General features: G+C 58.4%; 21 protein-coding genes. 6 read left to right on the forward strand and 15 right to left on the reverse strand.

Annotated features, from left to right (window positions below; translation table 11 throughout):
• Nucleotides 1–86 precede the first annotated feature (86 nt).
• Nucleotides 87–1,106, forward strand: a complete 1,020-nt coding sequence (dusA, locus tag ACOYXG_RS17610; protein WP_460353098.1) for a tRNA dihydrouridine(20/20a) synthase DusA — start codon at nt 87–89, stop codon at nt 1,104–1,106.
• A gap of 52 nt (nt 1,107–1,158) precedes the next feature.
• Here dusA and ACOYXG_RS17615 read toward each other — a convergent pair whose 3' ends face one another.
• Entirely contained in the window at nt 1,159–1,992 is an 834-nt protein-coding gene (locus ACOYXG_RS17615; RefSeq protein ID WP_460353101.1) for an undecaprenyl-diphosphate phosphatase, read from the reverse strand.
• 507 nt (nt 1,993–2,499) lie between these two features.
• On the opposite strand from ACOYXG_RS17615, the gene ACOYXG_RS17620 reads away from it, so the two are divergent.
• The 3 genes from ACOYXG_RS17620 (at nt 2,500) to ACOYXG_RS17630 (ending at nt 5,948) form a co-directional block, all read left to right on the forward strand.
• On the forward strand, nt 2,500–3,240 hold the full coding sequence (locus tag ACOYXG_RS17620) for a winged helix-turn-helix domain-containing protein (RefSeq protein WP_027611489.1): 741 nt from the start codon (nt 2,500–2,502) through the stop codon (nt 3,238–3,240).
• Between the two features lie 278 nt (nt 3,241–3,518).
• Nucleotides 3,519–4,163 carry a winged helix-turn-helix domain-containing protein gene (locus ACOYXG_RS17625; protein ID WP_027611488.1) on the forward strand — a complete coding sequence of 215 codons (645 nt, stop codon included), beginning with the start codon at nt 3,519–3,521 and terminating at the stop codon, nt 4,161–4,163.
• A 390-nt stretch (nt 4,164–4,553) separates the two neighbouring features.
• Nucleotides 4,554–5,948 (forward strand): undecaprenyl-phosphate glucose phosphotransferase, encoded by a 1,395-nt coding sequence (locus ACOYXG_RS17630; protein ID WP_183781175.1) that lies wholly within the window; start codon nt 4,554–4,556, stop codon nt 5,946–5,948.
• Between the two features lie 879 nt (nt 5,949–6,827).
• Here ACOYXG_RS17630 and ACOYXG_RS17635 read toward each other — a convergent pair.
• The 6 genes from ACOYXG_RS17635 to galE form a co-directional block, all read right to left on the reverse strand.
• Nucleotides 6,828–8,906, reverse strand: a complete 2,079-nt coding sequence (locus ACOYXG_RS17635) for a YjbH domain-containing protein (RefSeq protein ID WP_027611486.1) — start codon at nt 8,904–8,906, stop codon at nt 6,828–6,830.
• On the reverse strand, nt 8,903–9,664 hold the full coding sequence (locus tag ACOYXG_RS17640; protein WP_333989666.1) for a capsule biosynthesis GfcC family protein: 762 nt from the start codon (nt 9,662–9,664) through the stop codon (nt 8,903–8,905). The genes ACOYXG_RS17635 and ACOYXG_RS17640 overlap by 4 nt, the downstream gene beginning before the upstream one ends.
• Nucleotides 9,661–10,326 carry a YjbF family lipoprotein gene (locus ACOYXG_RS17645; protein ID WP_330207071.1) on the reverse strand — a complete coding sequence of 222 codons (666 nt, stop codon included), beginning with the start codon at nt 10,324–10,326 and terminating at the stop codon, nt 9,661–9,663. Before ACOYXG_RS17645 ends, ACOYXG_RS17640 begins: the two co-directional genes overlap by 4 nt.
• Before the next feature lie 8 nt (nt 10,327–10,334).
• Nucleotides 10,335–11,450, reverse strand: coding sequence for a polysaccharide biosynthesis/export family protein (locus ACOYXG_RS17650; protein WP_177416201.1), 1,116 nt, complete (start codon nt 11,448–11,450; stop codon nt 10,335–10,337).
• A gap of 90 nt (nt 11,451–11,540) precedes the next feature.
• Nucleotides 11,541–11,777, reverse strand: coding sequence for a hypothetical protein (locus ACOYXG_RS17655; protein WP_003226528.1), 237 nt, complete (start codon nt 11,775–11,777; stop codon nt 11,541–11,543).
• A 231-nt stretch (nt 11,778–12,008) separates the two neighbouring features.
• Entirely contained in the window at nt 12,009–13,025 is a 1,017-nt protein-coding gene (galE, locus tag ACOYXG_RS17660) for a UDP-glucose 4-epimerase GalE (protein ID WP_460353108.1), read from the reverse strand.
• Between the two features lie 389 nt (nt 13,026–13,414).
• On the opposite strand from galE, the gene galU reads away from it, so the two are divergent.
• The gene (gene galU / locus ACOYXG_RS17665) at nt 13,415–14,248 is read left to right on the forward strand and encodes a UTP--glucose-1-phosphate uridylyltransferase GalU (RefSeq protein WP_027611481.1); all 834 of its coding nucleotides are present in this window, start codon (nt 13,415–13,417) and stop codon (nt 14,246–14,248) included.
• A 38-nt stretch (nt 14,249–14,286) separates the two neighbouring features.
• The gene (locus tag ACOYXG_RS17670; protein WP_183781183.1) at nt 14,287–14,691 is read left to right on the forward strand and encodes a phosphohexomutase domain-containing protein; all 405 of its coding nucleotides are present in this window, start codon (nt 14,287–14,289) and stop codon (nt 14,689–14,691) included.
• Nucleotides 14,692–14,782: 91 nt separating this feature from the next.
• Here ACOYXG_RS17670 and ACOYXG_RS17675 read toward each other — a convergent pair whose 3' ends face one another.
• The 8 genes from ACOYXG_RS17675 to ACOYXG_RS17710 form a co-directional block, all read right to left on the reverse strand.
• A complete protein-coding gene (locus ACOYXG_RS17675) occupies nt 14,783–15,910 on the reverse strand; it encodes an SGNH/GDSL hydrolase family protein (RefSeq protein ID WP_460353111.1) in 1,128 nt (375 codons plus the stop codon).
• A gap of 214 nt (nt 15,911–16,124) precedes the next feature.
• Nucleotides 16,125–17,168, reverse strand: coding sequence for an acyltransferase family protein (locus tag ACOYXG_RS17680; protein ID WP_460353114.1), 1,044 nt, complete (start codon nt 17,166–17,168; stop codon nt 16,125–16,127).
• A gap of 12 nt (nt 17,169–17,180) precedes the next feature.
• Complete coding sequence (locus tag ACOYXG_RS17685) at nt 17,181–18,284, reverse strand: hypothetical protein (protein WP_115986932.1); 1,104 nt, start codon at nt 18,282–18,284, stop codon at nt 17,181–17,183.
• Entirely contained in the window at nt 18,275–19,504 is a 1,230-nt protein-coding gene (locus ACOYXG_RS17690; RefSeq protein WP_460353117.1) for an MATE family efflux transporter, read from the reverse strand. Before ACOYXG_RS17690 ends, ACOYXG_RS17685 begins: the two co-directional genes overlap by 10 nt.
• Nucleotides 19,501–20,613: a polysaccharide pyruvyl transferase family protein gene (locus tag ACOYXG_RS17695; RefSeq protein ID WP_460353120.1), complete on the reverse strand. Its 1,113-nt coding sequence runs from the start codon at nt 20,611–20,613 to the stop codon at nt 19,501–19,503. Before ACOYXG_RS17695 ends, ACOYXG_RS17690 begins: the two co-directional genes overlap by 4 nt.
• Before the next feature lie 15 nt (nt 20,614–20,628).
• Entirely contained in the window at nt 20,629–21,711 is a 1,083-nt protein-coding gene (locus ACOYXG_RS17700; RefSeq protein ID WP_460353123.1) for a glycosyltransferase, read from the reverse strand.
• A gap of 39 nt (nt 21,712–21,750) precedes the next feature.
• Nucleotides 21,751–23,979: a polysaccharide biosynthesis tyrosine autokinase gene (locus ACOYXG_RS17705; protein ID WP_027611473.1), complete on the reverse strand. Its 2,229-nt coding sequence runs from the start codon at nt 23,977–23,979 to the stop codon at nt 21,751–21,753.
• Between the two features lie 38 nt (nt 23,980–24,017).
• Nucleotides 24,018–24,458: a low molecular weight protein-tyrosine-phosphatase gene (locus ACOYXG_RS17710; protein ID WP_247269280.1), complete on the reverse strand. Its 441-nt coding sequence runs from the start codon at nt 24,456–24,458 to the stop codon at nt 24,018–24,020.
• Nucleotides 24,459–24,526 lie beyond the last annotated feature (68 nt).

The raw sequence follows: 24,526 nt of genomic DNA on the forward strand, positions 1-24,526 counted from the left end.
GCCGAATTCACTTGCTACATTGTAGCAACCGACTTCGAAAAACAAGGAAAAATGGGTAAAAACCGCTGTATAAAAGACCAGTATCAATGAATTTCGAAAAACCTGAAGCGCCCGTAATTATTAGCCCTGCCCGTTCTGAGCCGTCCCGCCGCTTCAGCGTGGCCCCGATGATGGATTGGACTGATAGGCATTGCAGATACTTCCTACGCCTCCTGTCGAAGAACGCCCTGCTCTACACCGAGATGGTCACCACCGGCGCCCTCCTCAACGGCGATCACGAACGCTTCCTCCGTCACAACGAAGCCGAGCATCCGCTGGCGCTACAGTTGGGCGGTAGTGTTCCGCTGGATCTGGCCGCCTGCGCGCGCATGGCGCAGGAGCATGGTTACGACGAGGTGAACCTCAATGTTGGCTGCCCGAGTGATCGGGTGCAGAACAATATGATCGGTGCGTGCCTGATGGGGCATCCGCAGTTGGTGGCGGATTGTGTGAAAGCGATGCGCGATGCGGTGTCGATTCCGGTGACGGTGAAGCATCGGATCGGGATCAATGGGCGGGACAGTTACGCCGAGTTGTGTGATTTCGTCGGGACGGTGCGCGATGCCGGGTGTACCAGTTTTACTGTGCACGCGCGGATTGCGATTCTGGAGGGGTTGTCGCCAAAGGAGAATCGCGACATTCCGCCGTTGCGGTATGACGTGGCGGCGCAGTTGAAGGCGGATTTTCCGGAGCTGGAGGTTGTGCTGAACGGCGGGATCAAGACGATGGAGGCCTGCCATGAGCATTTGCAGACCTTTGACGGTGTGATGCTCGGGCGTGAGGCTTATCACAATCCGTATTTACTGGCGGAGGTCGATCAGCAGTTGTTTAGCAGCAGCGCCCCGGTGATCAGCCGTGCCGAGGCGCTGGCGCAGTTGCGGCCTTATATTGCCGAGCATTTGCAGGCCGGCGGCGCGATGCATCACATCACCCGGCACGTGCTGGGGTTGGGCACCGGGTTCCCGGGTGCGCGTAAATTCCGCCAGTTGTTGTCGGTGGATATTCACAAGGCCAAGGATCCGCTGGCGTTGCTGGATCAGGCCGGCGAGTTGCTGCAAGGGCGTTGATGCCCTCCCTCCGTAACACGCGCCAGGCGGGGTGATCCGCCTGGCGTGCGCATCACCCCGCCGCCGCTTCCGTCCAGTTCACCCAGCCAAACACCCACGTCGCCAGAATCAACAAGCCAAACGCGATCCGATACCAGGCGAACGCGGCGTAGCTGTGGTTGGCGATGAATTTGAGCAGGCCGCGCACGGCGATCATGGCGAAGATGAAGGCGATGACGAAACCGAGGGCGAACACTGGCAGGTCGCCGGCCTGGAACAGGTCGCGGTATTTGTAGCCGGAGTACACCGCGGCGCCGACCATGGTCGGCATGGCGAGGAAAAACGAGAACTCTGTGGCGGCTTTCCGGGACAAGCCGAACAATAAACCGCCGATGATGGTCGAGCCGGAGCGCGACGTGCCGGGAATCATTGCCAGGCATTGCACGAAACCGATCTTCAACGCGTCTGACCAGCGCATATCGTCGACGTGATCGACGCTCACCACATGATTGCGCTGTTCGGCCCACAACATGACGATGCCGCCCACCACCAAGGCCATGGCCACAGTGATCGGGTTAAACAGGTATTGATGGATTTTGTCAGCGAACAGCACGCCAAGAACCACCGCCGGGAGGAAGGCGATCAGCAGGTTGAGGGTGAAACGTTGTGCATTGCGTTGGGTGGGCAGGCCTTTGACGATGTCGAAGATCTTCGGGCGAAACTCCCAGACCACGGCCAGGATCGCGCCCAGCTGAATAATGATGTTAAACGCCATCGCGCGTTCGCCGCCGAAGTCCAGCAGGTCGGCGACGATGATCTGGTGGCCGGTACTGGAGATCGGCAAGAACTCGGTCAGGCCTTCTACCGCGCCCAATATCAACACCTGGATAAAGGTCCAGAAATCCATTAATCCTCCGTCAGAGCGCTCTTGATGAGCGACCGGTCAACTGTATTCAGGAATTGAGTATCTGAAGTTAAACAATCGGTATAACGCGACACCCATTGCCTGATCAGGCGACGGAGAATATGTCTTATCAAAAGACACACTCAAGCCATGTTAATAAACGTCCGCCTACGAACTACACGAAAAATATTTAGGGCTATAGTAGAAAAAAGTTCGACTGGCCAATAAAGTGTGATCCAGCTCACATTGTCTCAGGATCGTCGACAGTGGCAATTGGACATGAATAAAGCCATCGCCATAGATTCAAAATAGTGGCACAATTCCACATCGCCATCATGTAACGACTAGTTCACAACCCCGAGAAAATCAACTAAAAGCTTGAAATGCTTAATTATTGTTAGAAAACTCGGGAGCCACGTCTAAAAATCGCGTGAATGTTACCAATTGTCAGTCACAGATGAGAACCGGTGCTTTAACATCCCGATGTCAGCACCTAATTCGAGTCAAAGCATGATGCTCTCAGGGAACTTGGCGACTAGAAGTCCGCGCCCGACAAACGACGTACCCGGCGTTCTCACACTGGGCCGTACCCGTGGCGTGGCCGAACATTTTAGTGCGCTGATCGCAAAGCACGTACGCACTGATATGGCACTTGAGGCCAGTTCGTACACTAGTTCCTATAACAATGAACTTTCTGGTTCGTATCGAGCCATCTTCATCGTTATCGACACTCCGCAAGCGCTGGAAGACAATCTTGCGCTGATCGAGAACCTGCGTTCCGACAACTTGAAACCGATCATTTGCGCGGTCATAACCGGTCGCGGCGCTTTCAACAAGATCAAGTATTTCCTGGCCGGTGCCGACTTCTGTATCAAACTCAATACCCTTTCCGACGAGGGCGACGAGTTGCTCGGTGAATTCTTCAACAGTGAAGAATGGCAGCGGGATATCAACCTCACGCTCGACCCAACGCGCATCTGCCTGCAGGGTGGCACCAGCCAGAAACTCGACATTTCGTTCGCCGAGATGAAGATCCTGGAAGCCTTTGCGCAGACCAGCAATCACATTCTCAGCCATGATGAAATCGCCAGCATCATGGGGCTCAATACCAATTTCTACGATCCGAGAGCGCTGGAAAAATCCATCAGCCGCTTGCGTGGAAAAATCAAGGACATGTATGGTACCAATGCGATTCAGAGCATCCGCGGCTACGGCTATCGCCTGATGCGGGGTCTGATATCGACTGCCTGACTCTCGGGCAGCCATTCTCTTTGCATAATCACGAAGGATCGTCATATGCAACCATACAGCTCAAGTTGTACTTCAAATCTACTAATAATCAAGCCATTGAATGAGCACGGCTACACCGAACCATAACAATAAACTTAACAACATAGCAGCAGAACGAGTGGAATTTATCGAGGCCATTTTGGGCCCAGACCCTGCCTGTCGGTTACTTCCAAGGAAGTTATTGCTCGCCTGCCGATTTACCTTTTCGCCCATTTTGGTGCACATTTTAGGAGAGAGACATGGAAACTAGTACAACCCTCCCAAGAAAATATTTTGTCGTCGTGACCAACAGTACAACGTCGCAGCGTGAACTTGAGAGCATTCTGTCCAGCGAGCGCTTCAATTCGTTTGGCACGTCTCAGGCACAAATGTTTATTGAAGGTGCTACTTCGCCCTCTTCCGCTCCCATGCTGATGGAGTTCACTTACCCAAGGGGCACCCGGAAAAACGTTGCCCGCACGATTGAACACGACACCCAGCGCATATTGGCCACCCTCGAATCGGAATGGTTGTCCGCACAATCGGCGAAGCCGTTTCAAAGTGCAGAGAGCGACAACCGCACTGCTGCCATCGAAGACGCCGCCACTTGCAACGAAACCTGGCATCTGGACAACGATCAAGGGGCCCTGGTCAAGGAAGGCGTCGAGATCAGCCTTACCGGACTGGAAACCGCGCTGGTGCGCAAAATGCTCCATCACGAAGAACGTGTAGTCAGTCGAGATGACCTGATCCTCAGCATCGGCCGCGAGCCGGAGCAGTATCGGGGCCTGGAGATGTGCCTGAGTCGCCTGCAGGACAAGTTCAAAAACGCGAGTAATGGTGAGCGATTGTTCCGTGCCGTAAGAAACCGCGGTTATTGCCTCATTCAGGAAATCGTTGCGTAAATACCGCCGATATCCGCGAACAAAACAAACAGAAAACAGTGCGATTACAAAAACAACAAGAGCACTCTGTTTGGCTTCACCTCCCCTGGTAATAATAGCTCCCTGCCTCCACCCCTCCTACAGTAACAAACACAACATAATTTATTCACCCCCCGCTCTGCGACCTTTTCTAACACCCTTGTATTTGATTATTAAAAAGTTGGCACTGTGCCATCTTGTTAGAACTCGTCAGACACCCTCTCCGGCAATAACTTAGTCTATTGATTGACGACAGTTCGGCCTATCGACGTTGTTACCTCAGGACACTCGTCCAATAACAACAACAAGCCTATCTAGCAACTCGGACTTCAACTGTCGAAACCTGAATGGACGTATTTCTGGGGATATCTCATGGAACTTTCTCTACGGATCAATCGAAATAACGGCCTCAAGGGACTTACCTTCTGGGGCCAATGGGCATTGGCGCAGGCTTTCATTGTTGCGTTGTTATTCATACTGGCTGAACGGCAGACGGGCACCGTCGAGTTCTATTACCGCATGTGCGCGACACTGGCGGTACTGGCCTCGGTACCGGCGTATACGTTCAGCGGCGTGTACCGCAAGCAGGACAATTACCTGACCGGGCTTGGACGCTTGTTCATGGGCTGGTCGATGACCATGGTGGCGCTGGCCGGCATCGCGTTCGTGTGCAAGGCCGACGAAGTGTTCTCCCGCGAGGTGACGCTGAGCTGGGCGGTCTACGGCTTCCTCGGTCAGGCGTTGATGTACGCGCCGCTGCATGCCTTTTCCAAGTACTACCAGCGTTCACGCACCAGCGCGCAGAAGACCCTGATCGTCGGCACTGGCGAGCTGGCTCTGGGTCTGGCGAAGAAGATCAGTCAGGTGGAAAACCTGCCGCTGGTGGGTTTGGTCAGCAATGGCGCGACACCGAATCTGGATTCGGATGCACCGCGTGTGGTCGGTGATCAGGAAGATCTGCTCAAGCTGATCAAAGACCATGACATCCGCCGGTTGTACATCACCCTGCCGCTGGCTGAGGCCGCGAAAATCGAAGCGATGTACGTCGATTTGCTCGGCGCCAACGTCGATGTGGTCTGGGTGCCGGACTTGAACAGTCTGACCCTGCTCAACCACTCGGTGAAGGTCGTGGATGGTCTGCCGGCGATCTGCCTCAACGAAAGTCCGCTGACCAGCCGCCCTACTGCTGCGCTGAGCAAGAGTCTGGTGGAAAAAGGCGTGGCGCTGCTGGCGATTATCCTGCTGAGCCCGGTGCTGCTGTTCATCGCGTTGGCAGTGAAGATCAACTCGCCGGGGCCGGTGTTCTTCAAGCAGGATCGCCACGGCTGGAACGGCAAGGTGATTCAGGTCTGGAAATTCCGCTCGATGCGCGTGCACGATGACCGTGAAGTGGTTCAGGCCAGCCGTAATGACTCGCGTATTACTGCGGTCGGGCGCTTCATTCGCCGCACCTCGCTGGATGAGCTGCCGCAGTTGTTCAACGTGCTACAGGGGCAAATGGCCCTGGTCGGTCCGCGTCCGCACGCTGTAGCGCACAACCACTACTACTCGGGGAAAATCCTCGCGTACATGGCTCGCCATCGAATCAAACCGGGCATCACCGGGCTGGCGCAAATCAGCGGGTGCCGTGGCGAGACCGACACCATCGACAAGATGCAGCGCCGGGTGGAGATGGACCTGCATTACATCAACAACTGGTCGTTATGGCTGGATCTGAAGATCCTGGTGAAGACGCCGTTTACGTTGTTGTCGAAAGATATTTATTGATGGGCTGGTGACAAGCCAGGCGATACCGCAAGGGGACGAAAGTCCCCTTTTTTGTGGGCGGAATTTGGGCAGTGGGTCAGGCTGTTGCGAGGGTGGCAGTGCCGCCGCCTTCGCGGGCAAGCCCGCTCCCACAGGGTCCAGCGGCGCTCACTCAAATCGGGCACACCACAAAATTATTGGTGGGAGCTTGCCTGCAAGCGATAGCGGTGGGTCAGGCAGCATGGATTTTGAATGGACTGACGCCTTCGCGAGCAAGCTCGCTCCCACAGGGATTGGGGTGTGGACCAAGATATTTGCTTCACCCTCGAACCACTGTGGGAGCGTGGCTTGCCCGCGAAAGCGGTGGGTCAGGCAGCACAGATGTTGAATGGGCCGACGCCTTCGCGAGTAAGCTCGCTCCCACAGGGTCAGGCGGCGTTCACTCAAATCGGGCACACCACAAAATCATTGTGGGAGCTTGCCTGCAAGCGATAGCGGTGGATCAGGCAACATGGATTTTGAATGGACTGGCGCCTTCGCGAGCAGGCTCGCTCCCACAAGGATTGGGAGGGGGATCAAGATATCCAGTTCACCCCGCTCCCACAGGGATTGGAGTGTGGATCAAGATATTTGCTTCACCCTCGAACCACTGTGGGAGCGTGGCTTGCCCGCGAAAGCGGTGGGTCAGGCAGCACAGGTGTTGAATGTGCCGGCGCCTTCGCGAGCAAGCTCGCTCCCACAGGGGATCTCGGTATGGATCGGGATATGTGCCTCACCACAAAACACTGTGGGAGCGTGGCTTGCCCGCGAAAGCGGTGGGTCAGGCAGCACAGATGTTGAATGGGCCGACGCCTTCGCGAGTAAGCCCGCTCCCACAGGTCTCAAGGGGGGGGCTCGGGTTTACTCGGTAATCTTCGAGAAGTTGCGATAGAACATGTCACCCTCGCGGCTATCGGTCATCGAGTGCAGCTGGAAGCTGCGATTGAGCCTGGCGCCGCCGTCACGGGTCAGGGGGGCCCAGACCAGGTTGGCGCGGCGCATGGTCGACATGCTCATCATTTCGTCGAACGGGATCGACAAATAGATGCCCTTGTCGAAACTACCCTCCCCGTACTCGGCGCTGCCAGCCGTGGTGATCGTGGCCCAGGCGCCGAAGCGCACGCCGTTGAAAAACTCGCGGGAGATGTCCAGCGTACCGCCCCAGTCGCCGGCCAGATAACGACCGACGCTGACTGCTGCCAGCGTGTCGTACGGCAAGTCGGTGTAACCGGTGATGTGCCCCGTCCAGACCGAGTAGTCGCGCAGGCCGAAACCCTGGTCGAACTCGCGCTGACGCACATAGTTCAGATCCGCCCCCACCGACCAGCGCTCACCGGTCGGCCGGAACAGCACCTCACCGCCGACGCCGGCAAACATCGACTCCAGATAGCCGCCGTAGACCATGCCATACAGGTCCTTGTCCAACTGCTCGGCATGGCTGACCTGGAACAACGGCATGGTCACTTCCGAGGTGGTCAGGTATTGACGCAAATCGGTACGCACCCGCGGCAGACCACTCGGCGCATCGTAGGTGAACTTGTCGAAGTTGTTCACCAGGTTGGCACTGAGCAGGCCGTTCCACCAGGTGTTGCGGTTGAAGCGGTACTCGGCGTCCGCATCGGCACTGAACTGATAGAGCAAACCATCCGGGCCGCCAACGTTCTGTTTGAAGCCCAGGCCAACACCATAATTGAAGTGCTGCGGCGCTTCGCTGTAGAGGGTTTTCTCGTTGTGCGGCATCGCCGGGTTGATCTCGGTGGTGCGGTGCAACGACTCCAGCGGCTCCTCGTTGTTGATCACTTCGCGGAAAGTCTGGCGCGGCACACTGGTCTCTTCCAGCGGCAGGTCGTAACGCTTGTTGACCACGGTGAACCAGTTGATGTCGTCGTTCACACTGTTGTCGAGAATCCGGCTCGCGCGGCCGACAGCCTTCGACGAATGGAAGTAGCGCTGCTGCTCGCCGTAGACGATCAGCTCGGAATCACGCTGGCTGATGCGCTCGACCTTGTACCCGGCATTCTGTTGCAAGCGTTGCGACACGTCGGCCCAGTTGACCTGTTCCATCGGCGTGGTCGGCATCTTCGCCGGCAGCGGTTCCGGCGTCGGATCGTAGGTCTTGGCCGGCGCCTTGCGGCTGACAAAATTGGTGTGGAAGGTGATGCCGAACATCGCCGTGTTGCCCCGCTCCCACGCCGCGCTGACGTCCACCGAATCGGCCACCTTGAACACCGCGCCGAAGTTGATCGGCGAGTCTTGCTTGATCACGTTGTCCTTCGGCTCGTGCTTGTAGTCGTTGCCTTCGTATTCGAGCTTCAGGCTGAGTCGGTCCCACGGTGTCTGATAGCTCACACCACCGAAGAACGACGGCCGACCGCGAAAGTACGAGCCGGAGTTGACGTCACCGGTACCTTCGAGAGCCGGTCGAGTGTCGAAGCGATCACTGACGTAGCCCAGCGGGTTGTCGAGATCACCGCGATTACCGAGATAACCCCAGGCAATACCGGCGCTGAAATCGAAATTATCGAAGCGCTTGTTGGCGACGAAAAACTCACTGGAGAACAAGCCCGTACCACCGATGTCTCGGAAGCCCAGCGCGACTTCCGGCGCCCAGTGGCTTTCCTGCCACAGCCGGACTTTGGCGTCGACCGCCTTGTCCTTGTAGCTCTGGCTGCCACTCAGCGCCTCAGAGCCGTACGGCCGGTTGGTGATCGCGGTGTAACGGAACGAACCTTCGAGCCAGTCCAGTGGCTGCAACGACACGCTGTAGCGGCTGTAAGGCTCGGTGCGGTTGGCGTTGACGCTCAGCTCTCCGGCCGGGGCCATGCGCGCGGTCGGGGTCTGCAACAGACCGGTGCCGCCGAAATCATTTTGGGTAATACGCGGCTCGGCATGCACCAGACCGCACGGCAATAACAACACAGCTGCAAAACGTAACTTCAACGAACCACCTCAGCCAGCTGCGTGGCAATCAATTCGGCCAACTGCTGATTCAGTTCAGGAACAGGCGGATCCAGATCATCGTTTTTCACCGGCACCAGAATCTTGCTGCCGGCCACGGGGAACTGCCCGCTCTCGCGATTCCAGTGCGCGATACCCACGCGCCGCACCGCACCATTGGGCTGGATCAGCCACAGGTAATCGGCCTCGGCATCGTCCAGCGGCGTACAGCTTTCCAGGTACTCGCGCGCCTCCAGCAGAGGCTGATAAGGCAGGTGGCAGGTCTCGGCAACCGCGCCCAGCACTTGCACCTCGTCGACCCGTTTCGGGTAGATCAGCCGATCGCCATCGTCGAGACGAATGTTGCGCGCGAAACCGACTTCCACCGCGACCGGATCGAGGTCCGCCACCTGACGCCCGGTGACCGGCATTTGCCGCACCTGCTCAGCCAGGCGCAGCGCCAGCGCCGCGCGACTCGGGCGGTCAAACAACGAAGCCATGCGCTGCAACACATCGAGATCAAACAACACCCCGGCCTTGAGCCGCGCCTGCTGTTCCAGCAACGACTGGCGCAGCAACACGCCGGCCAGCCAGTAACCTTCGGCATTCGGCACCGCCACGCTGATTACGTCGAGCAAGCGCCCGCCCGGCGGCAACTCCACCGGCCCTGGGTTGGCGACATCGCCGCTGACGGTGACCGCTGCCTGACTGATGCCGCTGAGCAACAGCAAACCCGCCGATAACATTCGTAAGCGCTTCACGGCAGGTGCCTGCGATCAGGGGTCAGTTGCACGATGCGCACGCGCAGTTGCGTGGTCAGTTGCTGCTCGCTCTGCAAGATGAAACCGTCCAGCGGATCGACCCAGTAATGGTTGGTCGCGCGCAGGCCGATCGCCGGGACGTCGATACGTTCGTCGACACGCAGCACGGTGTATTCCTTGTCGAGAATTTGCAGGGTTTGCGTGGATCGGCGGGAGAACCGGCTATTGACGATCAAACCGACTTCCTGGCCCTTGTACAGGTCGATCCAGCGCTGACTGGTGAACCCGTCGGCGACTTGATGCAGGCCGCGTTTGAACGGCGCGTCGTCGGCCAGCCGCGTGCCGTCCAGGTCGCCCTCGACGCCGAGGCCGATGGTGCGCACAGCGAGGCCGTCACGCAGCAGCAACACCTGTTTGCCGGAAGCGACCCAGAACTGCAGGTCTTCACGCTCGCGCACCAGCGCCAGCACCCCGGAGCCGGACGGCGTGGTCAGTTTGACTTGCGGGTACTTGACCTCGGCCACCTGCGCCGCACTCACGTCCAGCTCGTCCGGGCCGAGCACCGCCGACTTGAGGTTGCGCACCGAAGCGGTCATCAGCGGGTTACAGCCACACAACATCAAGGCCGCCATCAGGCAGACGCCAACTTTCAAGGTTTTCACGGTCGGCCTTATTTGCTGTTGTTACTGAATTCGCTCCAGTTCTTCGCAGCGGAAGCCCCGGTCCCGACAATCGATGCCGACGGCACCAGTTGGCTGATGAAGCGGTTCCAGCGCGTGACATTGGCCGGGCCGACGTACACCACGTCCTGTGGACGCACTTCAAAGTGCGAAGCGAGTGCCATGGCGGTCGGCGACTGGGCTTCCAGTTGATAGATCTTCGCTGGCTCGACATCGAGGTTTTCCACCCCGCGAATCACGTACACCGCGTTGCCGTTGGAGGTGGTCTGGCTCAGACCGCCGACCGAACCGAGCACGTCGGAGAGGTTCATCGTCGCGGTCTTGAAACTCAGCGCACGGGGCTGATTGACCTCACCCATGACGTAGATGCGCTTGTTGTCGTTGTACGGCAGGTACAGCTGATCGCCGCCCTTGAGGAAGACGTGCTGCAACTCGGAATCCTGCTGGTTGAGCGAGTCGAGATTGAGCGGATACACCCGGCCATTGCGGGTCAGCAGCAGGCCCGACAGATCGGCGTTGTTGGTGTCGATGCCGGCAGTGCCGAGGGCTTCGACCACGCTCAACGGGTTGGTGGAAATCGGCTGCGGACCGGCCTTGGCCACGGCGCCCGAGACCACCACTTTCTGACTGGCGAAACGCAGCACCGCGACATCCACCTGCGGCTCGGCGATGAACGCCGACAGGCGGGTTTCGATGTCCGAGCGCAGCTGTTGAATGGTCTTGCCGGCCGCCTGCACCTCCTTGATGAACGGGTAGTACAGCGTGCCATCGGAGCGCACCAGTCGACCGTTGGCGTCGATCTGCTGTTGTGCCCCCGATGGCGCGGTCAGCTCCGGGTGATCCCAGACCGTGATGTACAGCACATCGTTGCTGCCGATGCGGTATTCCGCAGGCGTGGCCAACAGTTCCGACGGTACCGTTTCACGCTTCTGCGTGGCACGGGTCATCGAGATCAGCTTGGGCGTGATCGGGATCAGCTCGACCCGACTGCTTTCGCTGGCGCCCTGGCGCGTGATGTCGCCGGTGCTCAGGTATTGGCCGGGGGAAAACATGCAACCTTGCAAAGCGATACTTGCCAACAGCAAAAGAGAAAAACTACGAGTCATAATGGCACTACGCTATTCAAGGGCGAATCTAAAAATAAAGTCACCCGACTTGCGTCGGGCGACCCTGTACTGCACTAACAAATGTTCCTGTTAGTTGTGCGTGCCGGTGGTGCCGGTAGTACCGGTGGTGCCAGTGGTACCGCCGTTGGCACTTCCGCCGCTGTTGGACGCCGCGACTGCACTGGCAACCATTGCAGTACTGGCAGCAGGCGCTGTAGAAGCCGCAACACTGCCAGATACATTGGTCACCGCAGTTAGCGGCGCTTCAGCAGCGGACGCCCAGTTGCTCAACATCGTCAACAGGGCAATCGCCATCACTTTTTTCATATCAACTCCTTTCTAACATTCGACCTGTTAAAAACCGGTCTTTGTTAGCGGTGGTAGCGTTCAAGTCCGCGAAAAGCGCGAACAAGATCCGTCGTTCTTTCACAGTCTTACCCAACTGATAAAAGTCGAACGGCAGGTTTATATCTACGGACTTGCAAAAGGCATTTCCAGCGTATTTTCCCGACGATATCTAACAGCTGACCGAAACTAACATTCAGTATTAGAACGACATCATTCGAGATAACCGCGTGGATGATTCGATTGCCAGCGCCAGGTGTCGGTGACCATGTCCTGCAAACTGCGCGTGGCTTTCCAGCCGAGTTCTTTTTGCGCTTTCGAGGCGTCGGCCCAGCTCTCGGCGATATCCCCGCTGCGCCGCGGCATCACCCGGTACGGCACGGGTCGCCCGCTGGCTTGTTCGAAGGCCTGCAGCACTTGCATCACGCTGTAGCCGTCGCCGGTGCCGAGGTTCCAGGTATGGATGCCCGGGCGGTCGGCAATCGATTGCAAGGCTTTGAGATGGCCATCGGCGAGGTCGACAACATGGATGTAATCGCGCACCCCGGTGCCGTCGATCGTCGGGTAATCGTCGCCGAAAATCGATAACTCCTGCAGGCTGCCAACCGCGACCTGGCTGATGTAAGGCAGCAGGTTGTTGGGGATGCCGCTGGGGTCTTCGCCCATATGCCCGCTGTGATGCGCGCCGATCGGGTTGAAGTAACGCAGCAAGGCGATGCTCCAGCGCGGCTCGGCCTGACTCAGGTCGCGCAGCACGTTCTCGACGATCAGCTTGGATTGACCGTAAGGATTGGTCGGAATGCCGGTGGGGAAATCCTCGCGGATCGGCATCTGCTCAGGCTCGCCGTACACCGTGGCCGACGAACTGAACACCAACCGGAACACCCCGGCCGCCGCCATCGCCTGACACAGCGTGATGCTGCCACCGACGTTGTTTTCGTAGTAATCCAGCGGCTTGCGCACGCTCTCGCCGACGGCTTTGAGCCCGGCAAAATGCAGCACCGCGTCGATCGCATGCTCGCGGAAAATCCGGTCCAGCAACGCCCGGTCGCAGACATCGCCGCGAATCATCAGCGCACTTTTGCCGCAGATACCTTCTATCGCGTGCAGTGCCGCATCGCTGCTGTTGCAAAGATTATCCAGTACAACAACTTCATAACCTGCTTCAAGCAGCGCAAGTGTGGTGTGCGAGCCGATATAGCCGGCGCCACCCGTTACCAGAATCTTCATAGCGCGGTCCGTCATTGGATAAGTGACAAGTAGCCTGTCAAGTCCCTTTCATTGAATCTGTGGCGCACCACACAAATAAGGACGACAACAGCCTTAAACAAAATTAGTTCAACCACTGGCAATAAATATTTTTGCAGGTCAAACTGTATTGCCCGGTACTTATTAGCACCCCAAGTACACTCATCACTATCAACAGATACCGACTAAAAATAACTAATAACGCCTTAACCGACATCTCATAACATTGTCATGTTTTACCCCCTGCGCTAATTGCCATTAACAACCTGACTCAGGTATTAAAGTACTCGTTCAATAATCATTGAAACTTGTGCGCTTTGATAAGTGCGCGCATCCGTTGCCTGTGTTCCATGACTGTCCAGGATACTTTTATGATTCGTAAATGTTTGTTCCCCGCTGCCGGTTACGGCACGCGTTTCTTGCCGGCGACCAAAGCCATGCCGAAAGAGATGCTGCCGATCGTCAACAAGCCGTTGATCGAATACGCCGTTGAAGAAGCACGGGACGCCGGCCTGCAACACATGGCCATCGTCACCGGTCGGGGCAAGCGTGCGCTGGAAGACCACTTCGACATCAGCTACGAACTCGAACACCAGATCCGCGGCACCGAGAAAGAGAAATTCCTCGCCGGCACCCGCGAGCTGATCGACACCTGCACCTTCTCCTACACCCGTCAGGTGGAAATGAAGGGCCTCGGTCACGCGATTCTCAGCGGCCGTCCGTTGATCGGCGATGAACCTTTCGCCGTGGTGCTGGCCGATGACCTGTGCCTGAACCTGGAAGGTGACGGCGTGCTGTCGCAGATGATCCAGCTGTACAAGAAATTCCGCTGCTCGATTGTCGCCATCCAGGAAGTCCCGGCCGACCAGACCCACAAATACGGGGTGATCGCCGGCGAGCTGATTTCCGAGGGCATCTACCGGGTCAATAACATGGTGGAAAAACCGGCGCCGCAGGACGCGCCGTCGAACCTGGCGATCATCGGCCGCTACATCCTGACGCCGGACATCTTCGACCTGATCGCCGACACCCAACCGGGCAAGGGCGGCGAGATCCAGATCACCGACGCGCTGATGAAACAGGCGCAGAACGGTTGCGTGCTGGCTTACAAGTTCAAGGGCCTGCGCTTTGACTGCGGCGACGCCGAGGGTTACCTGCAGGCGACCAACTTCTGCTACGACAACGTCTACCTCAAGGGCCGCTGAGACGGTCGCCGCCCACTTCTCTTTTCAGGAGGCAACCCATGAACATGGCACAGCATGCAGCAGAGATTGAACGGGAGGTGGGCAACCTCGGCACGGTGAGCTGGCTGTCACACCATCAGCCGTTGCCCAGCGCCAACGAGTCGTGGCTGGGCAGCATTCTGCTGGTGGAACGCATCGGCATGTTTCCCTCGTCCGGCGACATTCGCCGCACGCTGGCGGATCCCTATCCCCTGCTCGCCCATCTGAAACAACGGTATGCCGAGCAGGCGCTGGAAATGGACGATCGTGATGGCCTGAAGGTGATCTTCAGCGACTGGCGCTTCCGCGTACGCCTGTGCTGCAACGAGCCGGCGATCATCATCAATGTCGAGACGCGGTGTGCCACGCAACTGATGCCGCAGAAGACTGCTGAGCTCCTCAGCCAGATAGATAACTTCAAATAAAAACACTCCCCCTGTAGGAGCTGCGGCACGCTGCGATCTTTTGATTTTGTTTTGAAGAGCAAGATCAAAAGATCGCAGCGTGCCGCAGCTCCTACAAGTCGCAACTGTCCGCGTTGATGCCACTGACGATCCAGCGATAGAAGTAATCGGCAATCACCTTCCCGCCCGTGGCCGGCTGCGGATGAATCTTGTCCGGGCCGATCATCGCCGCCGCATAGCGTTTGACGTCAGGGCCGAACGCGCATTGCAGATTGGCAAAACCCAGCTGCTGCTCATGCGCCCACGGCTGCAGCACCTGCGCATACGCCGACATCGGATAGGCACTGGAACGTGTGGTGTCCTGACGCATGATCAGGTTGATGCTCGCCGCCGGTTGGATCTCGCGGATCATCGTTACCAGGCCCTGAACGTTCTGCAGATACTCCGCAGGTTTGACGCCGAAGCCTTGGTCGTTACCGCCGAGCATGATCAGATAAACGTCGGCGGGGATCTTCGACACGGCGGCTTTCCACTGCACCTGCCATTGCGGGTCGCGGTGATAGAAGTCCGCCGAGGCCGCGCCCGAGGCCGCCAGTTTCGAAACACGCACGCCGTTCTGTTCGTTGCTCATCCACAAGCCAAACAAGGTCGGTGCGCCCTTCACCACTTCCAGTTTGAATGACCAGTCTGGCGCTGAAGAGAGACCTGCAAGCGGTACTTCCTGAACGCCCGAACCCTTGAGCGTCAATGGCTGCCAGTCTTCCGAGGGTGTCCAACGGTAGCGCAGCTCACTGGCTTCGCCGTTGCCCAGATAGAGCAATTTCGCCTGGGTGACTTGGGTGTCGATGGCCGGTGTCGGGCTGGCATCGATTTGCAGCCAGGCACCGGGCTTGCCGGTCACCGTGCGGCTGTCGGGGCTGGCCTGACCGAGACCGGACACCTGCCAGCCACCACCGAAGTACTTTTCGCTGCTGCGGGTGTATTTGAAATGCGTGCCGCCCAGCGCCGCGCCATGGTTGAAGCCGACATAACCGGGGCCGGCAAAACCGACCTCGCCGGCCACGCGCTGCACCAGTTTGTTCAGGTAGAAATCCTGCCCGGCGCTGTAGCTGTCGCCGATCACCGAGACCGACAAGACCTTTCCGGCCTTGCCTTCGCGCCACTGCGCAAAACGCTCGCGGGCATCGCCTACCTCAACCATCGACGCTGCGACAGGCTGAGCGTCATTTACTGCCAACATGCATTATTTCCTTCAGTCTGGAATGCGGGGACTGGAGTACGACCCAGATCCATTGTAGGAGTGAGCCTGCTCGCGATGGCGTTGGTTCAGACGGTGCAACTCTGATTGACAAACCGCTATCGCGAGCAGGCTCACTCCTACAGAGATTGCGGTCATCTGCTGAATCTGTGTCCAGCACCGAAAACTGTGGGAGCGGGCTTGCTCGCGAAGCCTTTCAGCTATTGGCCGGCACCACCGGAGTAACGCTCGCCAGCGGTTTTTTCTTCGCCGCACGCTCCCCAAGAAACAGCACCGAAGTGACATTGAAGCGACTGAAAATCATCGACAGCACCACCGGCCCCAACAGACCAAACAGCAGCCCACCGAGCACCAGAATGCTTTCGTCTTTCACCCCCAGCCGCCCCATGACAAACCGCGAAGTCGCCGCGAACAGCACATGGAACAGAAAGATCGCGTAAGAATAGCCGCCCAGCCAGGTCAGCCACTTCGAGCGCATGTCACTCGACAGCAAAGCAATGCAGGACACACACCCCACGGTCAGACCGATCAGACTGCGGCGGTCGACGATCAACTCACGATCAATCGCCGCCACGTACAGCAGCGTCAGCGAGATCAGCACAAACACCAGCGGCCCGATCACCTTGAACCGTTGCTTCAACGCCTCGACATTTTCCTGACCGATCATCCCCGCCACAAAAAACGGCAGCAGGTAAATCGCACCATTGATGCCGAACGCATCGAGCTTGAACGGCGGCAACAGAAACACCGCCGCAGCGAAGGCGAACAGCAGATACAAGCGCGTCATCGAGCGCAGCATCCCGCGCCATTCCAGCAGGCCGACGAACATGAAAATGATGAACACCGCCTGCAGGAACCAGAAGTGATTGACCGGCACCCAGAACGACAACAACGCATCGATCACGCCGACGTCCTTGTTCACCCCGGGCCCCACCGCCTGCAACACCGAGAACGGCACACCGACGCAAAACAGCGGCACGATCAGCCGTCGCACTTTGCCACTGAAGAACGCGGAGAAGTCATTGCCACGGATTTTGTAGATCGAATAGATGTAGCCGGAAATGAAAGTGAACAGCGGCATGCGCACGTACACCATCGAGTCGGCGATCACTCGGAACGGCGAGCCGATATCGATTTTCAACCCTCCGCCCAACGGGCCAATGACGTGATAGAGCACCAGCAGCAGGCACGCCAGGCCACGCAGGGTTTCGATCTCCAGCGATTTTTTCTTGCTCGACATACAGCACCTGCCTCAATTCAGAACTCGTGATTCAACCCGCACCGGTTTGTTCGCGCGCAACATCAGGCCCAGACCGACAAACAGCACCGGCACCACCATGGAAAAGTGCCGGGCGAAGGAGCCGAAGTCCGGCTCGAACAAACCCTGCACCAGCAAAAACGCGAGCGGAATCGCGATCAGTTCCTTGGGTTTGGTTTCGATCGGCGCGCCTTTGTAATCAGTGGAGGTGATGACTTTGAACAGCAGCAGCGCGGTCATGATCATCAGCGCCACAAAGATCACCTGGCCCGGCCCGGACAACAGAATCAGCTCCACCGGGAACGACAGCCGGAAGAAAATGATCATCGAGTCCAGCGCCTGCGAAACGAAGTCACTGCCGCTGAGCCACGAGACAATCAGCGATTTCGAGCCCTCCTCCCCCGCCGTGCGCAACTCGTTGTTGCTGGCGCGAATCGACGACACCGGAAACCCCAACGCCAGCTGGATCGCCATGGCCACCGCCAGGTAAAACAGGAACAGCATCAGGAAGAAAGTGAAGCGCGACACGTACTTCTTCATCACGCAGACGCCGACCCACGACAGCGAAAACAGAATCCAGTAAGGCCGGATCAGCACGCCGTAGATCACCGCCGACAGAAAAAATCCGCCGCGGTATTTGCGTGTCAGCGAGCTGAACAAAATGCTCAGCACCGCCACCGAGACGATGATTTCCTTGGTCAGGTTTTCCAGAAAAAACGAACGCACTATCCCCCACAGACACAGGGTGCCGAAGATCGCCAGCGGCATGCGCCGGAACACCACCACCGGAATCGCCGTGAGGAAGAAATTGCAGAACATCCCGTAAGCCCAGGCGTTGGTCAGGTTGATCCCGGTGGGCCGCAGCAGGAACGCCGAACACTCGTAGGAGGAGCGATCCGGCGAGAACGGGTTCCAGAAATTGCAGTTGTCGGCGCGGGCGTAGGACGACCATAAGGTCATGGCATCCGGCCCCGGAGCGCGCGGGATCAGCAGCGGCATCGCCACCGACAGAAACAGCCCGGTGAACAGAATCAGGAACGACAGCGAAGAATCGAGTCTGCGGCCGCGAAACTCGATGCACGGCAACTTCAACCCCATGCCAGCGCCCCTTTTGCGCGGGTCGCTCGGGTCAACACGGCAATCACGCCAAGCTGCACGATGATCGCAAAGACATTGCCCCACGCCGCGCCATAAATCGAATAGTGCTTGATCAGCACATAGCTGACCGGCACCGACACCAGCAGGCAGATTGCCGCGCTGGCGAATGACACTCGACTGTTTTTCGAGGCGATCAGACCGCCCCAGACGATGTCGCCGATGGCCCGCAGGGCAAAGGAAAAGATCAGCACGCCGAGAATCGCGTTGTCCGGGCGCGGTACGCTGGTGGCGACATAATCGAGCACCACGTTGAAGAACAGATAGATCAACACGGCCACCGCCGCTGACACCACCAACGAGCGCATCACCCACTTGTTGACGAACAAGTGCCGTACGGTGAACGCCTGCTGATCCGCCTGAAACCGCTTGGCCAGCACCGGAATGCCGACCACCGCCACTACCGCGTAAGACAGCGCCTGCAAAGTGTTCGCCGCCGACCACGCATACACGTATTTACCGAGGCTGGCGTAGGGTTCGAGATCGGCAATCAGAAAGCGCTCGGCGTACTGACTCAGCGCGATCAAGCCCGTACCGAAGTAGAACGGCAACCCGGCCTTCCACACGGTCGCGGTAGTCAGTGCTTCGCTGACCCGACCCTTGTGCACATTCACCACGATCAGGTAACCGGCGACGATCACCAGCACGTTGGCGGCCACCCACAGCCACAGCACACTGGCGATGCCGGAGACCCAGTCGAGCATCATCCCGCCCACCGCTAGCAGCGCCCAGAGACCGGTCTTGATGAAGAACAGCAGCGCGCCTGCCGTGGCCTTCTGCGCAGAAAACACGAACGAGTTGATCTCGAACGACAGGTGTTCGGTGAGCAGCACCAGTGTCACGCAGAGGATCAGCGCGGTGCTCGCCTCGACCTGCTGGAACAGCGAGTAAATCCCCACCGTCAGCAGCGACAGCAGCAGCCCCACTGCCAGGTACAGCAACAGGACTTTGTCGACCACCCGCCGCGAGCTGCCGCCAACGCTGATCAACCGATTGATCTCGGAACTGAAACCAACGCTGTAGAACTTCGAAGCGATCAGCGACGCCGCGACCACCACGCCATAAAACCCCAGCGCTTCGTAGCCCAGGTAATGGGTGATGGCCAACACCAGCAGAAACTTCGCGCCCAAGGCTCCGCCGCGCAGCAGCAAGCGAAATATCATCGAACGACGCCTTTGATGATCTCGTCCATCATCACCGTCTTGGCTTCGATTTCGCGGCAAGTATCGGTCAGGCGCTTGCCGAAATTCGACAGCGCGTTCGGCGCATAAACGGTGTCGATGATCTGCTCGACATTGATATCGCCGCCATTGATCACCCAGTCTTCCACGCCCATGTCCTGATAGGCGCCAAAGCCTTTGCGCTCATAGCTGATGTGGTACGCCGGGACACCGGACAGCAGCGACTCGATGGCGCCGTGCAGACGCACCGAGATCACCAGGTCCGGCTGATATTTGGCAATCGTCGCCTTCAACGACAGCAGGTCCTCGGTGATGCCCAGTTCGCGATAGAACGCACCGTCATCGTTGCCGCGAACGGCGCTCTGCACGGCGCAGACCACTTTGCTTTTGTTCTTCAGCCGCTGCAGCAGCAACTTCAGGTTGGCAACGTAGGCGACTTTCTTTTCCTTGCTCCACTCCGGCGGCTTGCGCAGCACCACGCACACGGTGGCCGGCGATGCGGCGCAGCGGGTGAACTTGGGTTGCTGAAGGATCTTGCTGGCCAACGACTGCACCGCCAGATCCGGCGCACGGTAGACGTTTTCGCAGGCATCGAACATCGCCGAGGAACGGTTATCGCGCACGAACACCGCGTCAGCGCTGGCGTAGTGATCGACGATCTGGCGGCTCTCGCCATGGAACGGGCCGATGCTTTGCGGCAGGTAGACCGACGGCACCTTGCTGAGGATCGCCGTTTCCAGCTGCTTGGCGTGGCCGAGTTTGAGCTTGATGTGTTCGAAGGCACTTTTCGAGCGCATGTAGCCGCCACCGACGCCGACGATCAGATCGGTCTTGCGCAACAGATCCGCCAGCCCGGCATACGACTGATTGAGAAACACCGCCTGCTTGACCCGCCCCAGGCCCTTGGCCGCCATCACCGGCGCGTCGAATCGCGGGTACGGCAAGTAGGCGAAAGACTGCGGGTCGGACGCCACGACATTGATCGCGGTGTCTTCGCCAAAGTTGCGCTGCACCAAGGCGATGGCCAGATCGACGAGCAGGCCGTCACCGGAGTTGGAGGCACTGTAGCCATGCAAAATCGTTACGTTCATAAGCTTGAGTTCTACTTAATAAGTGGGAGCGCAATACACGTCGTAGGTCTGGCGGATCATCAGCGCGGCACTGAAGCGCTCGCGCACGATGTTCCGGCCTTCGCTGCCGAGGTCGAGCAACCGCGGCTTCTGGATTCGCGCCAGCACGTCGGCCAGCGCCTGATGATCACCGGTGGGAAAGACGTAGCCGGACACTTCATGGGTGACCAGTTCGGGCAGTGACGTGCAGTTGCTGGCAATCACCGGCAAGCCCATGGCCATGCCTTCCAGCGGCACCATGGCGAAACCTTCCCAGCGGCTCGGAACGATCAGCGCGTCGGCCTGTTGATACAGCGCCTGCACTTCGGCTGGCGTGACCCACGGCAGGTACTCGACCGCGTCCATCTCGGGGCACTCGACCGTGTCCTCGTTGACCGCACTGCCGACCACTGTGAGTTTCAGATCGCTGCGCTGTACCTTGGCGAAGGCTTTGAGCAATACGTCGAAGCCCTTCTGGTAGTCGAGGCGACCGACGAACAGCAGATGAATCGGCGCGGGGCTCTCGGTCTTCGGTGCTTCGTCACGCTGGTGAATGCCGTTGTAGATCAGCTTCATGCGCGAGCGCTGAATGCCGAACCGCGCAGCCTTGTCCATCTCGTAGCGGCTGACGCAGATGATCACGTCGGTGACTCTCTGCAGGACCCGCTCGATCCATGCGTAGATCTTCTGCTTGGTCGGCGAGCTTTCCATCAGGAACGAAAAGGCGTGCGGGCAGTAGACGATTTTCGGCTTGCGCCACGGTCGCAGAAGCACACAGACCACGCGGCCGATCACCCCGGAAAAGGTGCTGTGCAAATGCACCACATCGGGTTTTTCCTTGAGCATCACCCGGGTCAGTTGCCAGGCAAAACGCAGCAGCGAACGCACATCACGCCCGCTGCGTTCGAACGTGCGAATCTGCTGTGCATCAATGCCGTGCAGCTCTTGTTTCTGGTCGAGCGGCACCAGATAGACCAGCTCGTAATTCGAATCCTGGCCTTCGGGCGACGCCGAGATGGTGCGGATAACGGTGGCGACCCCACCTTTTATCGTTTCAGCCACGTGCAGTATTTTCTTCACAACCCACCCACTTTCATGCCTGTTGGAACGCCCCTGATTTCAGGATTTGTCCGACGCGTATTCGTAGTTGTAATAGCCATAGCTGCCATTGCCGTAGTAGCTGGCAGCGCGCTTCTCGACGCCGTTGAACACCGCGCCCTTGAGCTCGATGCCGTTCTGCGCGAAGCGGCGAATGGTCGCTTCAATTTCCTTGGCCGGGTTTACCGCAAACCGCGTGACGATCAGGCTGATGCCGGCTTCGCGGCCGACAATCGCCGCGTCGGTAACCGCGAGCAGTGGCGGCGTATCGATGATCACCACGTCGTAGCGTTCACTGAGTTCGGCGAGCAGGTCGCGGAAGTTGGCATGCATCAACAACTCGGAAGGATTCGGTGGAACCTGGCCACGGCTGATGAAGTGCAGGTTGTCGATTTCCACCGTGTTGACCGCCTGCTCGATGCTGCAGCGCTTGACCAGCAGATCCGACAGGCCATTGGCGATCGGCACATTCAGCGTCTTGTGCAGGTGGCCCTTGCGCATGTCGGCGTCGATCAGCAGCACGCGCTGACCGCTCTGCGCCATGACCGCCGCGAGGTTGGAGGAGACGAAGGTCTTGCCGACCTGCGGGCTAGGGCCGGAGATCATGATGCGGTTGTTGGTCGAATCCAGCGCGGCGAAATGCAGGCAAGTACGCAGGCTGCGGATCGACTCGATGGACAGGTCGGTCGGGTTGCGCAGCGCCAGCAGATAGGCCGGTGTTTCGGCGGTGATTTTGGCCCGGCCCTTTTTCGTGTCCTCGTCACGCTGCAAGGCGCTGTAGGGAATCGACGCGTACACCGGCAGCCCGAGCTGTTCGATGGCTTCCGGCCCTTCCAGACCTTTGCTCAACGATTTGCGCAACAGCACCAGGGCTACGCCGACAAAGGCGCCGAGGAACGTTGCGATCAGCACGATCAGGGCTTTTTTCGGTTTGACCGGACTGCTCAGGTCAACATCCGCCGGATCGATCAGGCGCACATTGCCCACCGCCCCGGCGCGGACGATGTCCAGTTCCTGGGATTTGTTCAGCAACTGCGTGTAGATCTGCGAAGCCACTTCCACATCCCGGGTCAGGTTGAGCAGCTCCTGCTGCGTGGCCGGCAGATCACCGACCTTGCCTTCCAGCGACTTCTGCTGCTGGGTCAACTCACCGATCTGCGACATCAAGGCGCGATACGCCGGATGCTGTTTGGTGAACTTGCGATCCATTTCCGCCTGCTGCATTTTCAGCTCGGAAATCCGCGTTTCCAGCGCCACGGACTGACCAAGCACCGATTGCGTTTCCAGAGAAATATTCACGGTCTTGCCGTGGGTCTGATACGCGTTGAGCGCATCGCTGGCCTTGGCCAGATCACGCTTGACCTGCGGCAACTGACTTTGCAGGAACGCCAGGCTCTGCGCCGCTTCCGCCGAGGTGCGGCGCACGTTCTGATCCACGTAGAGCGCGGCGATCTTGTTGAGGATCTTCACCGCCTCGGCCGCATCGGCGCTGGCCAGCGCCAGACGGATAATCCCCGACTCCTTGCCTTGCTCGGAGATATCCAGCGCATCCTGGTAACCCTGAATGGTCACGATCCGTGGATTGCGCACCACTTCAAAGCGGGTGCCCGGGTTGGCTTGCAGGCGCTCGATCAAACCCTCGACGCCGTCCTGGGCGAAGGCTTCGCCGGCGACGCCCTCGACCAACAGGTTGTCGTTGTCATCGAGCAACTGAAAGTGCTGTTGTTCGCCAGCCACCAGGGTGAGCTTCTTGCCCAACAACTCTTTGGGCAGATTGAGCCGAGTGAACTCCAGACGCTCGCCGCCCCAGGCGTAGCTGTTGAAGCCAAAACGCGGCGGCGCCACGCTGAACTCGGTTTCGCCGCGATAACGCCGGGCGAGAAAACCGCCGACCACCGGGAAGGTGTTGGGGGTGACGTCGATATCCAGGCGCAGGTCGTCGACGGTTTTGCCGATCACCGCACGGGATTTGATGATGCCGATTTCGGTCACCGACGGCGATTGCCCGCCGAGCATGCTGCTGAGGTCGGAAAAGCCGAGCATGTCGTTCTTTTTCGGTTCGACCTGCACCAGCGCGTTCGCCAGGTACACCGGCGTCGCCAATACCGCATAGGCAACGCCGGCGGCCATGAACGCACCGGTGAATGCACCGATCAGCCATTTCTGGTCGATCAAACTGCCGAATATGCCGAGAAGATCAATACTGTCTTGATCGTTATCACGGTTGGCGATTACTGACGGTAACTGCATAAGTCTTTCTTACCATTCACTGATCTGAAGAATATTCATCAATGTCCGAGGCGCTGCGCCCACGAGCTAACAGCATCTTCAATCAATGCATGGGCATGAATAAAAGCGGCCTTACCTTGACGATACGGATCCTGTATTTCTCGTTCGCTCTGCCACTTGCCAAGAAGAAATACTTTGCCTCGGGCGTGCGAGGCAATCTTCAGCACCTGATTCACATGTTGTTTTTCCATGACCAGAATCAGGTCTGATTCATTGACGATATCGGCGGTCAATTGCCGGGCCCGGAAACCCTCGGCGCTGTGCCCGTGGTCTTCCAGCACCTGGCGCGCCGAGGCTTCCATGCCTTCGCCAACCCGCGCACAGAGACCTGCGGACGTCACCGAAATGGTTGAGGGGGTCAGCGCGTTACGCAGCAGAAGTTCTGCTGTCGGACTTCGGCAAATATTGCCAACGCACACGACGAGGATCTTTTTGAACAAGGTTTACATTCCTGTGTAATATCATTCTGCCAACATCTAGAGCGGATCTTAATGAACCCACTAGATCA

This window comes from Pseudomonas sp. G3-39 (assembly GCF_054790485.1).